Here is a 15,723-nt window from a genome sequence, read left to right as displayed (position 1 = left end):
TTATAAGGAGTTTGGGGTTTTCTGCAATTAACTATAACGGAGTATCTAATAATTAATTTCTATTTGATCTCTTTCTCATCGTAGGATCAAGAATCTTCTTTCTAATTCTTAAGCTCTTTGGAGTAACCTCTAATAACTCATCGGTATCGATAAATTCTAGCGCTTGCTCTAAGCTTAATACTCTAGGTGTTGTAAGGCGAAGTGCCTCATCTGCACTGGAGGAACGAGTGTTACTAAGCTGTTTTCTCTTACATACGTTAATCTCGATATCTTCAGCCTTACCATTTTGTCCAATTACCATACCGGAATATACCTTTTCACCTGGTCCAATGAATAAGGAACCACGCTCTTGAGCATTGAATAAACCATAAGTAATTGCTTCACCAGATTCAAAAGCAATCAAGCTACCTTGCTTACGATACTGGATATCACCTTTATAAGGGCCGTAACCATCGAAAGAAGTGTTGATAATACCATTTCCCTTCGTATCGGTCATGAACTCACCACGGTATCCAATTAGGCCTCTTGCAGGGATGGAAAACTCTAGACGAGTGTATCCTCCGTTTGCAGTTGACATACCAATGAGTTCACCTTTTCTCTGGCTTAATTTTTCGATAACTGTACCGGAGAATTCTTCTGGAACGTCAAGGTAGGCTCTTTCCATTGGCTCAAGCTTTTTACCAGCTTCATCATGGCGATATAATACTTCTGCTTTACTAACAGCAAATTCAAAGCCCTCACGGCGCATGTTCTCAATTAATACGGATAAGTGAAGTTCACCACGGCCAGATACTTTATAGCTTTCTGTTGTATCGGTTTCTTCTACACGAAGGCTGACGTCAGTATTTAATTCGCGGAAGAGACGTTCTCTTAAATGTCTTGATGTTACAAACTTACCTTCTTGTCCAGCAAGAGGGCTATCATTAACGATAAAGTGCATTGCAATGGTTGGCTCAGAAATCTTTTGGAATGGAATTGGGTTTACATTATCAGTAGAACAGATGGTATCTCCAATATGAATGTCTGAGATACCGGAGACAGCAACGATAGAACCTATAGTTGCTTCGTTTACTTCTACCTTTTTCAAACCTTCGAATTCATAAAGCTTATTTATTTTTACCTTTTTAAACTTATCTGGCTCATGTTCATTTACAATAACAACATCCTGATTGACACGGAGTATACCATTATCAACTTTACCTACACCAATTCGTCCTACGTATTCGTTATAGTCGATGGTACTAATGAGTACTTGAGTACCTGCATCTGGATCACCTTCTGGTGCAGGAATGTATTCAAGGATAGTCTCAAAAAGTGGCTCCATATTCTTTGGAGTATGATCTAATTCAAGAATTGCGATTCCTGATTTTGCAGAAGCGAAGACAAATGGACAGTCAAGTTGTTCTTCACTTGCATCTAGGTCAATGAAGAGTTCTAACACTTCATCAATAACTTCGGTTGGTCTAGCTTCTGGGCGGTCAATTTTATTAATACATACAATAACTGGTAAGCTAAGCTCCAAAGCTTTTTTAAGAACGAATTTCGTCTGTGGCATGGCACCTTCAAAGGCGTCTACTACAAGTACAACACCATTTACCATCTTAAGAACACGTTCAACCTCTCCACCAAAGTCCGCATGGCCAGGAGTATCGATGATATTAATTTTTACATCTTTATAAGTAACTGCCGTATTTTTCGCTAGGATAGTAATACCACGTTCTTTTTCTATGTCACCTGAGTCCATGACACGATCTTCTACAACTTGATTGGTACGGAATACACCGCTTTGTTTTAGAAGCTCGTCTACGAGCGTAGTCTTACCATGATCGACATGGGCAATAATTGCGATATTTCTTACATTTTCACGTTTCGTATTCATTTGAAACCTTCTTTCTTTAATGGTCCATCAATTAATCGTTCACTGTTCAACTTTTGTATTGTAACATATTTTCGTGAATTTACAAGAAAATTCTTGTTTTTACTTTATGGTAGGTTAGGTGAGCGCTGTTATTCAAGGAAAATAATGCGAACTTTTCCTTGTTATGAATAAAGATGTTTATTCAATTATCATTAGGAACTGGAATATTTTATTTCCAGTTTAACCTCAACAGGGAAGTCCTCCGCTTCTTAAAGTGGATTGCGAATATCCACTTTAACTGATGTATCTTTGGTTATAAATTTAAATCATTTTAAATAGGAAGATATTTTTTTAAGAACTGTTTCTGATACAAGATAGATTTATTTAAAAGTATAAGTATATTTTCCGACCTTTATCCACATAACTAACATAGATGTAATGGTAAATTTACCATAGTAAAATTACCATAGTAAATTGATTAAGGTAAATGTATTATGGCTAATTTACCTTAATCGAAACAATAAAAATTTATATAAGGGAAATTCTGCTTATATTTAAGCAAAATACGACAAATTGTAATAAAAAAATAACAATTCTTAACAAAAAAATAACTTGTTTTCACTGTGATTCTAGGTTATAATTAGTAAAAATTCACAAGTAAAACATTTCCAGAGAAACCAAAGTTTTCAAAGTTTTTCTTTACAGATAGAAGTGATTAAAAGAAATTGTGTTCTAACTAAATTAGTTACTGTAAGGATGAATATAGCAACACAAAGAACTGAAATTATGAGGAAAATGGTACAGTGAAACGAGGTTGGGAGTACTTTGACAAGAATATTGTCAAAAATTGAATACCAAAAATGATTGATTTGTAAATATTTTCCTTATATAATGAAGACAGATAGAATACAAATTAGTTGTAGAGAAAATCTGAACGAACCAGAAGAAGAGAAGGGAGTCATACAGCATGACAGATAAAGTATTTGATAACAATCAAGTAAGTGTTGCAGGCGAGGTAATCAGTGAATTTACTTTTAGCCATGAAGTCTTTGGAGAAGGCTTCTATTTATTGGAGGTACTTGTAGGAAGATTAAGTAACTCATTTGATGTAATACCAGTAATGGTATCAGAACGTTTGATTGAGGTGAAAGGAAATTATAAAGGAAAGTTCGTAGAAGTTAGCGGACAATTCCGTTCCTATAATCGTCATGAAGACAGTAAGAATCGGTTAGTACTTTCTGTATTTGCAAGAGAGATTAAAGTGACCGAGGAAGAATCCGAAGGTGCAAAGCCAAACTTCATTTTCTTAGATGGTTTTGTTTGCAAACCACCAGTATATCGCAAGACACCTTTAGGAAGAGAAATTGCTGATATCTTACTTGCTGTAAATCGTCCATATGGTAAGTCAGATTACATTCCATGCATTTGCTGGGGAAGAAATGCTAGATTTGCAGAAAGCTTCGAAGTTGGTGGACATATTCAGGTATGGGGCAGAATTCAAAGTCGTGAGTATCAGAAGAAGACTGGTGAAGTTGATTTTGAAAAGAGAGTAGCATATGAAGTTTCTGTAAGTAAACTAGAGTATGTGAATAGTGAGGAAGAATAATGAAAGCCTTTTTGCTTACTAGTTGCAAGAAGGGACACTGCTTTCCATATATAACATAATAAAAAGAAGGGTGTGAAGCAACACCCTTTTTTTATGTTACGAATATAATAATTATAAAGATGGAATGAATGGAGTCAAAGCGCAGAATTTAGAAATACGTGTGAGATTGGGTTGACAATAGAGGATTGTGATGATAATATTACCTTACAATTGAACAACAATTGGTAGAGGTGCATCAATTATCAGTAAACGATCGGATATGTCAGGCATAAGTGAGGATTGTTGAAAGGATGAGATGCCGAAGCTTTAGATATCCTGTGTATGTAAGGCTGGTCGTATGGTTAAGAATCATGGGACTGTCATCAAGTTTTTGATGGAGAGCTACCTAAAGAATGAATCAATCATATCCTATTTAGAAAGCGTTAGGGTATCACTTGGTAATGCAGTAGAATTCTTTAGTGTCGACTCCGCGTCGGCTTTTTTTATGCCAATTTATTCCATGGAGGTGCTATTATGGCGATTTTTACTGGTGCTGGTGTGGCTATTGTTACACCATTTAAGGAAAACAAAGAAGTTAATTACGAAAAGCTAGGTGAGCTTATTGATTTTCAAATTAACAATGGAACTGATAGTATAATAATATGTGGTACAACAGGAGAATCATCTACCCTGACACATGAAGAACATATCGAGTGCATTCGTTTTGCAATAGAATACACAAAGAAAAGAGTACCAGTGATTGCTGGAACTGGATCAAATTGTACAGAAACAGCGATATACTTATCAAAGGAAGCACAGGTTGCAGGAGCGGATGCTGTACTTTTAGTAACTCCTTATTATAATAAAGCAACTCAAAATGGATTAATAGATCATTTTACTGCGATTGCTAAGTCTATTGATCTTCCAGTTATGCTATATAATGTTCCTTCCAGAACAGGTTGCAATATCCTACCAGGGACAGCTGCTACCTTAGTTAAGACGGTAGATAACATTGTTGCTATGAAGGAAGCTACGGGTAATATGGCTCAGGTTGCAGAACTTGCACATGCATGTGAAGGTAAACTAGATATTTATTCTGGATGTGACGATTCTATCGTACCAGTAATGTCCTTAGGAGGTCTTGGAGTTATATCTGTATTATCCAATATTGCACCTAGACAAACACATGATATTGTGGCAAAATTTCTTGAAGGGGATACGAAAGGCAGCTTAGATCTTCAGTTAAAGTATTTACCAGTGATCAATGCATTATTTAGCGAGGTAAATCCAATACCGGTAAAGAAAGCACTTAACCTTATGGGATTTGAAGTGGGTCCTTTAAGAAGTCCATTAACTGAGATGGAAGATGCTCATGCCAAGGTTCTTGCTGAAGAAATGAAAAAAGTTGGTTTGATTTAATCAGGAATTTAATAAATTAATTAATTAAAATACAATGAATGAAAATATTATAAAGATTTTTGGTATAGAAGAATCTTTCTATGAAAGAATAATGTGCAGGGAATCATTAATACGATTCCCTGCCAATACAGATAGAAAAGGCAAAGGAAAGGTGAAATCATGACAGAGATAATAATGGTTGGCTGTAACGGAAGGATGGGACAGGTAATCAGTAATTTGGTTGCGCAGGATGAGAATGCAAAGATTGTTGCTGGTGTGGATGTTTTTGATGATGGAAGAAATCCATATCCGGTATTTAAAAATCTAGAAGAGTGTACGGTTGCAGCAGATGCAGTCATTGATTTTTCATCTCCTAAGAGCTTAGAGGTGTTACTTCGAGTTTCTAAAAAACGAAATCTTCCTTTGGTATTATGTACAACGGGTTATTCAGAGGAGGATATTAAGAAAATTGAAGAAGCCTCGAAAGAAGTTGCAATCCTTCGCTCTGCCAATATGTCATTGGGTGTAAATACGTTACTAAAATTAGTTAGTGTTGCAGCGAATGTGCTTGCGAGGGCAGACTTTGATATTGAAATTATAGAAAAGCATCATAATCAAAAAGTGGATGCACCGAGCGGAACAGCACTTGCACTTGCAGATGCTATCAATGAGGCTCTGAATAATGAATATCATTACATGTATGACCGTTCCAAGGTACGTGAAAAACGTGATAAAAAAGAGATTGGTATCAGTGCAGTTCGTGGCGGTAATATCGTTGGTGAGCATGAAGTAATCTTTGCAGGTACGGATGAGGTGATCGAATTTAAGCATACTGCTTATTCCAAAGCTATCTTTGCCAAGGGAGCTATTACAGCTGCAAAATATTTAGCGGGTAAAGGTCCAGGACTTTATTCCATGACTGATGTGATTGCATAGGCAAAATACTCATAACTGGTCTTAGGCAAAATACTCATAACTTGACAAATGAAAATACAAAAGATATACTACAAGTAAAAGACAAACCGTTGATCAAGAGAAGTACATAAGTAAGGAGTTTTCAGAGAGCTGTTGTAGGTGGGAATACAGTAACGATATCTTATGGAATGGACTTGTGAGGGCGACTTGAAACCGTAAGGGAGTAGATGTTGACGGAACCCCGACCGTTATTTATGGGACTGCAATGAAGTGTTGCAGATAGAGAGGGTGCTTTGCACCAATCTGGGTGGTACCGCAGAAGTTTAGGCTTTTGTCCCTGTAATAGCAGGGGCAGGAGCTTTTTTTGTTTTTTAACCTCATAAGGGAAGAGACTTGCCTGTTTTAAAATGCCACGTAGTGGCAATGAGGTTATGAGCAAGTAGCTAAGCGGATTGCGAATATCCGCTTTGACTCTATTATTACTTATAAATTATAAAAAATTATATTTATTTGAGAGGATGGAAAATCATGAGTGAAGCAAAGAAGAGAATTTTAACTGGTGACCGTACGACAGGAAAACTTCATCTTGGACATTATGTGGGAAGTCTTTCCCAGCGAGTTGAGTTACAAGATGAATACGATACTTTTATTTTATTAGCTGATATACAAGCCTTAACAACGCATTTTGAAAGACCGGAATTAATTAATTCTAGTATTTACGATGTTGCGATGGATAATTTATCGGTTGGCCTGGATCCAAATAAGGTTACAATATTTCAACAATCCCAGATCAAAGCGATTGCAGAATTAACTATTTTTTATTCTATGTTTGTATCTGTGAATGTACTTCGTCATAACCCGACGATAAAAACAGAGGCTGCTAATTATGGATACGAAGATTTAACGTATGGTTTCCTTGGATATCCAGTGAGTCAGTCAGCAGATATCACTTTCTGTAATGCAGACTTAGTTCCTGTAGGAGAAGATCAGCTCCCACATATGGAGATGACAAGAAAGATCGTGCGTCGTTTTAATGATTTATATGGTGAGACATTACATGAGCCAAAAGCAAAACTTAGTTCTTGTTCAAGACTAATTGGATTAGATGGAAACGCAAAGATGGGTAAGAGTCTTGGCAATGCGATTTACCTTTCCGATGATATGAAAACTGTAAATGAGAAAATAAGAAATGCGGTTACTGATCCAAATCGTATTACATTAAAAGACCCTGGAACTCCAGAAATTTGTGTTGTCCAAGCATATCATAAGGTATTTAACCCTACGGAGCATGAGGATGTCTGCAATCGATGTCGTACAGCTACGATTGGTTGCGTTGCTTGTAAGAAGCGTTTGGCTGAAAAGATTAATGAGCTGCTTGATCCATTCCGTGAAAGACGTGCTTATTATGAAGCGCATAGATCAGAAGTAAAAGAGATTATAATGGCTGGTAGTGAAAAGGCAAATAAAATCGGAGAGGAAACGGTTGCTAAGGTTAAAAAGGCAATGTGCGTGTCCATCGATTAATCTTGATAAGACAAGATGAAGTGGCAAGATGATCCACTTGTCAATAAAAAAAGGGAGCTGTTGTAACCGTATTTATTCACTTTAAATAGATACCATGACAACAGCTCCTTTCTTATTAGTATATGATAAGGAAATGCTCGTAAATCGTGCTTTTTCTTGTTATTTCGTAGTGTCAATTAATTCTTTGTTTTACATTAAGACAGTGGGCTTACATAGGTAAATTACTACTAAAAACTTTGATGTATATTCTAATTCTGTTCCTAATATATTAGCTTATAAGGTAATACAAGCTATAGGGAAAATTACTTAAACTTAAATTTGTGCCATATTATTCATGACTTGGAAAGGTTCGCGTAGCGTGCTTTTTCTTGTATTGGCGAAGACTTCAAAAGCGCATAAAGCTTGTGCCAGAATGGGGGATAGAATGCAGAAAAAGGATTGGATAAAAAAACTGATATTAGCAGGGATTTGTGTTGTTATATTTATCATACTTTTATTTCGTAATATTTTAGGAGGAGCAGGGGATAACGATAGTGGTGAACGGTCTAAATCCCTCTATGGGGAGCGCATTACCCGAGCGGAAGCAATTCGTCTCTTTAGTTACCTTTTCTATGACTCGGAAGGAAGAAAAGGATTATCTTTCCTTAGTGAATATACTGATGTTTCAGCAAAAGATGAGTATAGCGAGTATTTGAATGCTGCAATTAATGCTGGGTTTATAAGTAACGGGGCAAATGAGGATAAGAAAGCAAGGCTGTCAGAGAACATTACATGTGGTGAATTTCGAGACATGCTATTTACAATAACGGATCTTTATGAAATGGATTACAATAAGTTAAAGAAGACCTTCCCAGAGAGATTTTCTACAGTAAGAGAAAAGGACGAACTGTTACTTTCGGAGTTTATCCCTATTTACGAATCGATGATTTCGATGTTAAAAGGAAAGACGAAGCTTTCTTCTAGGGAACTTTATTTTATTGGTAGCTTGCCTGAAACAGGAGAGGTTTTGCTAGCGCAGGATGGAAATCAATATCATACTACATATTTTCGTAACTATGAAGATCTGTTCCAGTCGGAGCAGGAATCTCCTAAAGGGGCAATTCCATTTCGAGGGAAGGAAGATTCTGAAGAATATGTGGGGAAATATCTTTCTGTGTTAACTTGTTCCAATGAATTAGCCTACGTGAAATCTCAGATAGACAAGCCAGTTGTTTTAAAGAATGTTTATATGATAGAGGGAAAAGATAAGGAAATAAAAATCTTTCTCTCAGGAATAACAAGAACATTTGAAACAAGTCTTACCCTTTCGGACAGTTTTACGGAGAAAGTTGGAGATATCACATTAACCAATGGAATGATAACCGGGGTAATAATAAAACCAGATATCATAAGAGGAAAGGTTTTAGTTATTGGCAAAAAAGAGATTGAAGTAGAAGGTTATGGAGTGCTGCCACTTGATGAAGACTACCGAATATACAAGCTTTTTGGCGAGATGGAGATGGAAAAAACCAATAACATCTTAGTGGGATATAGTGTTACAGACTTTGTTGTATCAGAAGGGAAAATATGTGCAGCATTAATTCGAGATCAAATCAAAGCAGAAAATATAAGAGTATTAATTAATACGAGTAATTATCAAAGTATTTATCACGAGTCGCTTTCCTTTACGGTTGATTGCCCATTTACCGTTGACAATGGGGAAGAGACTGTACGTTATGATAAAGATGAGGAGATTACCGTATCAAAAGATAGTAAGCTTATGGTCAAAGGCCGAATTAAGATTACACCATTAGAAGAACATGGGAAAGTAGCACTTTTGAATGTAAAACGTAATCTAGGTGTACCTAGATACCGGGGAACTGTAGAAATCTCGACGAATGAAAAAGGACTCATCGTGATAAACGAACTTAGTATTGAAGAATACTTATATGCTGTTGTACCGAGTGAAATGCCGGTAAGTTACGGAAATGTTGCCTTAAAAGTTCAGGCAGTTTGTGCAAGAAGTTATGCCTTTAACCAACTTTATGCCAATAAATATAGTGCTTATGGTGCTCATGTCGATGATAGCGTAAGCTGCCAAGTATACAATAATGTGGCAGAAAATGAAGCGTCTATTATGGCAGTAAAAGATACTTATGGGAAGGTGTTAACGCAAGGTGGAAAAGTAATAACAGCTTACTATTTTTCAACCTCTTGTGGGCATACCGCTAGTATCGAGGATGTTTGGCAGGATGCAAAGCCAACGAAATATTTAACAGGGAATCTTCAAACTGATGAAAATATAACGGTTGATTTTTCGAACGAAGAGGTATTTCGGAACTTCCTAGCAAAGGATACAGTAGCAGTAATAGCGGAAGGTACTAAAAAAGTAGAACCTGTAGCAACCTACGACAGCGGATTCTTAATGTATCGCTGGAATGTGACTATGGATACTGCTACATTAAGCAAACAGATTAACACTTATTTAGCAGATTGCTATAACAGTAATAAAACATCGATCTTAACCTATGTAACCTCACAAGAGTTAAATGATGCAACTGAAATACCAGGAGCAACCATCGTGGAAGGAAAAGTCTTTAAAAGTATACCGGTATCAAAAGTTGGTACGGTGACAGATATGAAGGTTATTACGAGGGGAACCAGTGGAATAATAAAAGAGTTGCTTATTAAGGGGACGGAGAATACGGTATTAGTAAGATATCAAACGAACATACGTAAATTATTAGCACCGGTTGCAACAGAGGTGGTGAGACTGGATGGTAGTACCGTAAATGGAATGTCTTTATTACCAAGCGCATTCTTTGTCATTGATAAGGGTAGCAAGGATTCTAAGACGGCATTTACATTTACCGGCGGTGGATTTGGCCATGGAACAGGAATGTCACAAAATGGCGTAAAAACAATGGTTAACAAAGGTAAGAGCTATGAAGAAATTCTAAAGCATTATTATACGGATGCCAATCTGGAAGTAATCTATAATTAGAATTATTATATCGATGTTACTTAGAAATAATTAATTAGTGAAATTATTATTCAAATGATACCTAGAAGTGATTTAAAGACTTGAAATGTATTATAAAAGATAACATGACAAGCAACTTTCAAAACTTTTAGTAAAGTTATTTCATAGGAACTATATTGTAACATAACAAGAAAAAGTACGCATAAGCGTACTTTTTCTTGTTATGAATAAATTGAATATCCAGTAAGTATTTCCTGTTTGAAATTCGCACAGTTTAACCTCATCAGGGAAGGGACTTGCCTGTTTTAAAATGCCACGTAGTGGCAATGAGGTTATGTGATCAAGTAGCGTAAGCGGATTGCGAATATCCGCTTTGAATTATGTTATTGATAAATAAGAATAATTTTATGAAAGGGGTTTTTACTCCTTTTTACTCCTCGAATGAATTTTTACTAAACAGTTTTTTTAGTGCAGCAAGAACAGTAGGATTTGCTAGTACTGAGTTAACTTCTGCACCAATAAACATCATGTACATACAGGTGTACAACCATACCATACATAACACAATCGCAGTAAGGCTGCCGTAAGTATAAGAGTAGTTACTCATATTATCAATGTAGAAGGAAAACAAATAAGAAAAAATCATCCATCCGCAGGAAGCTAATATTGCGCCAGGAAGCTCCTTAAGTAATTTTGCTTTTCGGTTAGGTACCACCATAAAGATAAATAAAAAGAAAGCAATCAGTAAACAAAGTCCTACGATGGTACGTAAACTAATAATAACTAAAGCGAACTCTTTAAATACCGGAAAACGTCTAACAATCCAAAGATAGAGCTGATTACCAAAAACGAAAATAACAAGAAATAAAATGATCATCAAAGCAAAAAGAATGGTATAAATTGCTGATTTAATACGAATGACGATATAATTTCTTGTTTCAGTATTGGCATAAACTCCATTCATTCCGCGGATAATACTTAAAAAGCCCTTAGAAGAGGACCATAATGTTGCTACCAAGGTAACGGATAGTATTGCGGTTGAGGTAGCCTTTGTGTAAAGCTCAGTAATAATTGAGATAACAAAGCTTTGAATTGCAGCAGGGAAAACAGTTCTACAAGCATTCATTACTTCGGCCTCTGTAAAAGGGAGGTATTGCATAATGGATAATAAAAACATGGTAAACGGGAAAAAGGAGATGAAGATAAAGAATGCTGCCTGCGCGGAAAAGGCACTGATATAATCATCTCTTAGTTTATGACTAAATACCTGAATGACCCTTGCGATTGAAATAAACAGCATTGCATAAACTCCTATCTTAGCTTTAAAAAGCTTTTGATTATTATATTATATCCATAGTAAAACAAAATTGTACTCTTGACAATAGAAAAAAATATGATAGAATTACCCCTATAAGTAAAAGGCTATGAAGGTGTTGCCACAGGCAACCAGATTAAACTTTTCTATCAGAGAGAGGAAGTCACCGGCTGTAAGCTTCCTTAAGTTCAAAGTTTAGTTGATTTTCTCACCGGAGCTGCATATTTGAATTTGTTAACAAACCTCCAAAAAATTAAAGTCACAGGGTTAACATTAGTAGGATATGACGTATATGCACGTTACGCATAACTTAAGTGCCTATGATAGAATCAAAGGAATTGTTTTTCTTGTTCTATGATAGGAATTAGGGTGGTACCGCGGGTAGCTTTTATACTCCGTCCCTTTTTTGGGGACGGAGTTTTTTTGTGGTTAAATTCCAGCCATAGAACAGTTAGTAGTGATTGACAAATGATTTAAGTATTGTGTTTAAGTAAAGAATTGAAGTAAGCGTAAAAGAAAGGAGTATTACTATGAATCAAACATTGATGGAAATCAAGGAAAGAGCACTCAGCCAAATTAATGCAAGTGAGACCTTGGATGCATTAAATGAAATCAGAGTGAATTTCTTAGGTAAGAAGGGAGAATTGACCTCTGTTTTAAAATCAATGAAGGATGTGGCACCAGAAGATCGTCCAAAAGTTGGTCAGTTAGTAAATGAAGCAAGAGAAAGTTTGGAGGAAGCACTAGAGAGTAAGAAGGCAGCATTTGGAAAAGTGCTACGTGAAGCAAAGATGAAGGCAGAGACAATCGACGTTACGCTTCCTGCAAAGAAGCCTATGCTTGGTCATCGTCATCCAAATACGATTGCATTAGAAGAAGCAGAGCGTATCTTCGTTGGTATGGGCTATGAAGTAGTAGAAGGTCCAGAAGTTGAGTACGATTACTATAACTTTGAAGCACTTAATATTCCCGCGAATCATCCAGCAAAAGATGAGCAGGATACCTTCTATGTTACAAGTAATATCTTACTTCGTACACAGACATCTCCAGTTCAGGTACATGTAATGGAGCAGGGAAAACTTCCAATCCGTATGATTGCACCAGGTAGAGTGTTCCGTTCGGATGAAGTAGATGCGACACATTCTCCAAGTTTCCACCAGATTGAAGGATTAGTAATCGATAAGAACATCACATTTGCTGATTTAAAAGGAACTTTAGCTGAGTTTGCAAAGCAGTTATTCGGAGAAGAGACAAAGGTTAAATTTAGACCTCATCATTTCCCATTCACAGAGCCTAGCGCTGAGGTGGATGTATCTTGTTTCAAATGTGGTGGAAAGGGATGTCGTTTCTGTAAGGGATCTGGTTGGATTGAAATCTTAGGATGTGGTATGGTTCACCCACGAGTTCTTGAAATGAGCGGAATTGATCCAGAAGAGTACACAGGATTTGCATTTGGTGTAGGTCTTGAGCGTATCGCATTACTCAAATATGAAATCGATGACATGAGACTTTTGTATGAAAATGATATGAGATTCTTAAAGCAGTTCTAGAAGAGCAAAAGGAAAGGAGAATAATAATGAATACACCACTTTCATGGATTAAGGCTTATGTTCCAGAATTAGATGTGACAGCACAGGATTATACGGATGCGATGACTTTAACTGGAACTAAGGTAGAAGGATTTGAAAGACTTGACGCTGATTTAGAGAAAATCATCGTTGGTAAGATTCTTAAAATAGAGAGACACCCAGATGCGGATAAATTAATTGTATGCCAGGTTCAGATTTCGGAAGAAGGAGAGAGCGTACAAATCGTTACTGGAGCAAAGAACGTTAAAGAAGGCGACGTAATTCCAGTTGTATTAGACGGCGGACGTGTTGCTGGCGGACATGACGGAAGTAAGACACCTGGTGGAATTAAGATTAAAAAGGGTAAACTAAGAGGCATTGAGTCAAATGGTATGATGTGCTCTATTGAAGAATTAGGTTCTTCCAAAGAGATGTACCCAGAAGCACCAGAAGAAGGAATCTATATTTTTAGTGATATCAAAGAATACGATGATTTAAAGATTGGTTCTAGCGCAATTGATGCATTGGGATTAAACGATGTTACGTTTGAATATGAGATAACTTCGAATCGTGTAGACTGCTTTGGTGTCCTTGGTATTGCAAGGGAAGCAGCAGCAACATTTCGTAAATCATACGTTCCTCCAGTTGTGAAGGAAACAGGCAATGATGAAAAGGTTGCAGAGTATGTGGAAGTTAAAATTAAAGATACAGATCTTTGCAGCAGATATGTAGCAAGAGTAGTTAAGAACATTAAGATTGCTCCATCCCCATTATGGATGCAGAGAAGATTATCTGCATGCGGGATACGTCCTATCAATAACATTGTTGATATCACAAACTATGTTATGGAAGAGTTCGCACAGCCAATGCATGCATTCGACCTTGACTTAATTGCAGGAAATAAGATTATTGTAGAACGTGCAAAAGATGGAGAAGAATTTGTTACCTTAGATGGTCAGGTGAGAAAACTCGATTCCAGTATGCTTATGATCTGTGATGGCGAAAAGCCTGTTGCTATCGCTGGTATTATGGGTGGCGAAAATTCAAAGATTACTGATGATGTTAAGACATTATTATTCGAGGCAGCTTGCTTTGATGGTACTAACATCCGTTTATCCAGTAAGAAATTAGGATTACGTACCGATGCATCATCAAAGTTTGAAAAAGGGTTAGATCCAAACACAGCAATGGCAGCAATCAACCGTGCATGTCAGTTAATCGAAGAACTTGGCGTAGGTGAGGTTGTTGGTGGAGCAGTGGATGTATACCCAAGAGTACGTGGAGAAAAGAGAGTAAAATTTAATTGGCAGCGTACCAATAAAGTACTTGGCACTTCTCTTGATAAAGAAACTATGCTTTCTTATTTCAAAATGGTAGATTTAAAATACGATCCTGCAACAGACGAAGTTATCGTTCCAAGCTGGAGACAAGATGTAGAAAGCCAAGCTGATCTTGATGAGGAAGTAGCACGTTTCTTTGGATATGATAATATCCCAACAACGCTTCCTACTGGAGAGGCTACTACTGGTAAGATTTCCTTTAAACTTCGTATTGAAAATGAAGCAAGAGCAATGGCAGAGCAATTTGGTTTCTCTGAAGCTCAGACGTATTCATTTGAAAGTCCTAAGGTATTTGATAAGTTACTATTACCAGCGGGAGATAAACTACGTGAGACAGTAACCATATCAAATCCTCTTGGAGAAGACTATAGCGTTATGAGAACCTCACCTTTAAACGGTATGTTAAGTTCACTTTCTACAAACTTTAATCGTCGTAATAAAAATGTTCGTTTATATGAACTTGCTAATATTTATCTACCTAAGGCACTTCCAGTAACAGAATTACCTGATGAGAGAATGCAGTTTACCCTAGGTTTCTATGGTATTGGTGACTTCTTTGACTTAAAGGGTGTTGTGGAAGAATTTATTGAGAAGGTTGGAATGAAAGGAATCTTAACTTATGATCCTAATTCAGGTAAGACCTTCCTTCATCCAGGCCGTCAAGCAAATATCTCTTATGAAGGAGTAGTAATCGGTTACTTAGGAGAAGTTCATCCAGAAGTACTTGATAACTATGATATCGGTGAAAAAGCATACGTTGCAGTGCTTGATATGCCTGAGATTGTTGCAAAAGCAAGCTATGATGTGAAATATACTGGAATTGCAAAGTATCCAGCAGTAACCAGAGATATTAGTATGCTTATGAAGAAAGAAATCTTAGCTGGTCAAGTAGAAGAAGTGATCCGCAAAAATGGTGGTAAGTTATTAGAACACTACAGCCTATTCGATATTTATGAAGGTGCGCAGATTAAAGAAGGATATAAGTCAATGGCCTACTCTATCAGCTTTAGAGCACTCGATCGTACGTTAGAGGATAAAGATGTAACAGAAGTAATGAATAAGATTCTTAAGGGACTTTCCGCTCTTGGAATTGAGTTAAGACAGTAAAGTAATTTATATTGTTTTAGAATAAGTATAATAGTGAGATGTATTATTAGTATATCTTACATCTATTATGAAAGAAGACCGGGCAATTAAGCCCGGTTTTTTAGTTTGCCCGCCATGGGCGGGCTCTAGCGGGTGCAAGTCCCGAGTGTGC

General features: G+C 36.7%; 9 protein-coding genes, 1 riboswitch and 1 other annotated feature. Of the genes, 7 read left to right on the top strand and 2 right to left on the bottom strand.

Annotated features, from left to right (window positions below; all coding sequences use genetic code 11):
- Window positions 1-52: 52 nt before the first annotated feature.
- Complete coding sequence (gene typA, locus RTP52_RS07410; RefSeq protein WP_312102897.1) at window positions 53-1,879, bottom strand: translational GTPase TypA; 1,827 nt, start codon at window positions 1,877-1,879, stop codon at window positions 53-55.
- A 946-nt stretch (window positions 1,880-2,825) separates the two neighbouring features.
- On the opposite strand from typA, the gene RTP52_RS07405 reads away from it, so the two are divergent.
- From RTP52_RS07405 to RTP52_RS07385, 5 genes are all read left to right on the top strand, one after another.
- Window positions 2,826-3,464, top strand: coding sequence for a single-stranded DNA-binding protein (locus RTP52_RS07405; protein WP_312102894.1), 639 nt, complete (start codon window positions 2,826-2,828; stop codon window positions 3,462-3,464).
- A 217-nt stretch (window positions 3,465-3,681) separates the two neighbouring features.
- Window positions 3,682-3,856, top strand: a riboswitch (Lysine riboswitch).
- Window positions 3,857-3,977: 121 nt separating this feature from the next.
- On the top strand, window positions 3,978-4,862 hold the full coding sequence (gene dapA / locus RTP52_RS07400; protein ID WP_312102891.1) for a 4-hydroxy-tetrahydrodipicolinate synthase: 885 nt from the start codon (window positions 3,978-3,980) through the stop codon (window positions 4,860-4,862).
- Window positions 4,863-5,021: 159 nt separating this feature from the next.
- Window positions 5,022-5,777 (top strand): 4-hydroxy-tetrahydrodipicolinate reductase, encoded by a 756-nt coding sequence (gene dapB / locus RTP52_RS07395; protein ID WP_312102889.1) that lies wholly within the window; start codon window positions 5,022-5,024, stop codon window positions 5,775-5,777.
- An 80-nt stretch (window positions 5,778-5,857) separates the two neighbouring features.
- Window positions 5,858-6,098, top strand: a binding site (T-box leader).
- Between the two features lie 186 nt (window positions 6,099-6,284).
- Window positions 6,285-7,280, top strand: a complete 996-nt coding sequence (gene trpS, locus RTP52_RS07390) for a tryptophan--tRNA ligase (RefSeq protein ID WP_312107254.1) — start codon at window positions 6,285-6,287, stop codon at window positions 7,278-7,280.
- A 424-nt stretch (window positions 7,281-7,704) separates the two neighbouring features.
- On the top strand, window positions 7,705-10,263 hold the full coding sequence (locus RTP52_RS07385; protein WP_312370224.1) for a SpoIID/LytB domain-containing protein: 2,559 nt from the start codon (window positions 7,705-7,707) through the stop codon (window positions 10,261-10,263).
- A gap of 409 nt (window positions 10,264-10,672) precedes the next feature.
- Here RTP52_RS07385 and RTP52_RS07380 read toward each other — a convergent pair whose 3' ends face one another.
- Window positions 10,673-11,542, bottom strand: a complete 870-nt coding sequence (locus RTP52_RS07380) for a YihY/virulence factor BrkB family protein (protein WP_312107669.1) — start codon at window positions 11,540-11,542, stop codon at window positions 10,673-10,675.
- 545 nt (window positions 11,543-12,087) lie between these two features.
- Here RTP52_RS07380 and pheS point away from each other — a divergent pair.
- Both pheS and pheT read left to right on the top strand, forming a co-directional pair.
- Window positions 12,088-13,107 carry a phenylalanine--tRNA ligase subunit alpha gene (pheS, locus tag RTP52_RS07375; protein WP_312370221.1) on the top strand — a complete coding sequence of 340 codons (1,020 nt, stop codon included), beginning with the start codon at window positions 12,088-12,090 and terminating at the stop codon, window positions 13,105-13,107.
- A gap of 26 nt (window positions 13,108-13,133) precedes the next feature.
- Complete coding sequence (pheT, locus tag RTP52_RS07370; protein WP_312370218.1) at window positions 13,134-15,572, top strand: phenylalanine--tRNA ligase subunit beta; 2,439 nt, start codon at window positions 13,134-13,136, stop codon at window positions 15,570-15,572.
- The last annotated feature ends 151 nt before the right edge of the window (window positions 15,573-15,723 follow it).

The sequence above is a fragment of the Lachnoclostridium sp. genome (assembly GCF_031997925.1).
Lineage (GTDB): Bacteria > Bacillota > Clostridia > Lachnospirales > Lachnospiraceae > Lachnoclostridium.
The sequence above is the reverse complement of the archived record's forward strand: the minus strand, read 5'-3'. Positions and strand labels throughout refer to the sequence as shown.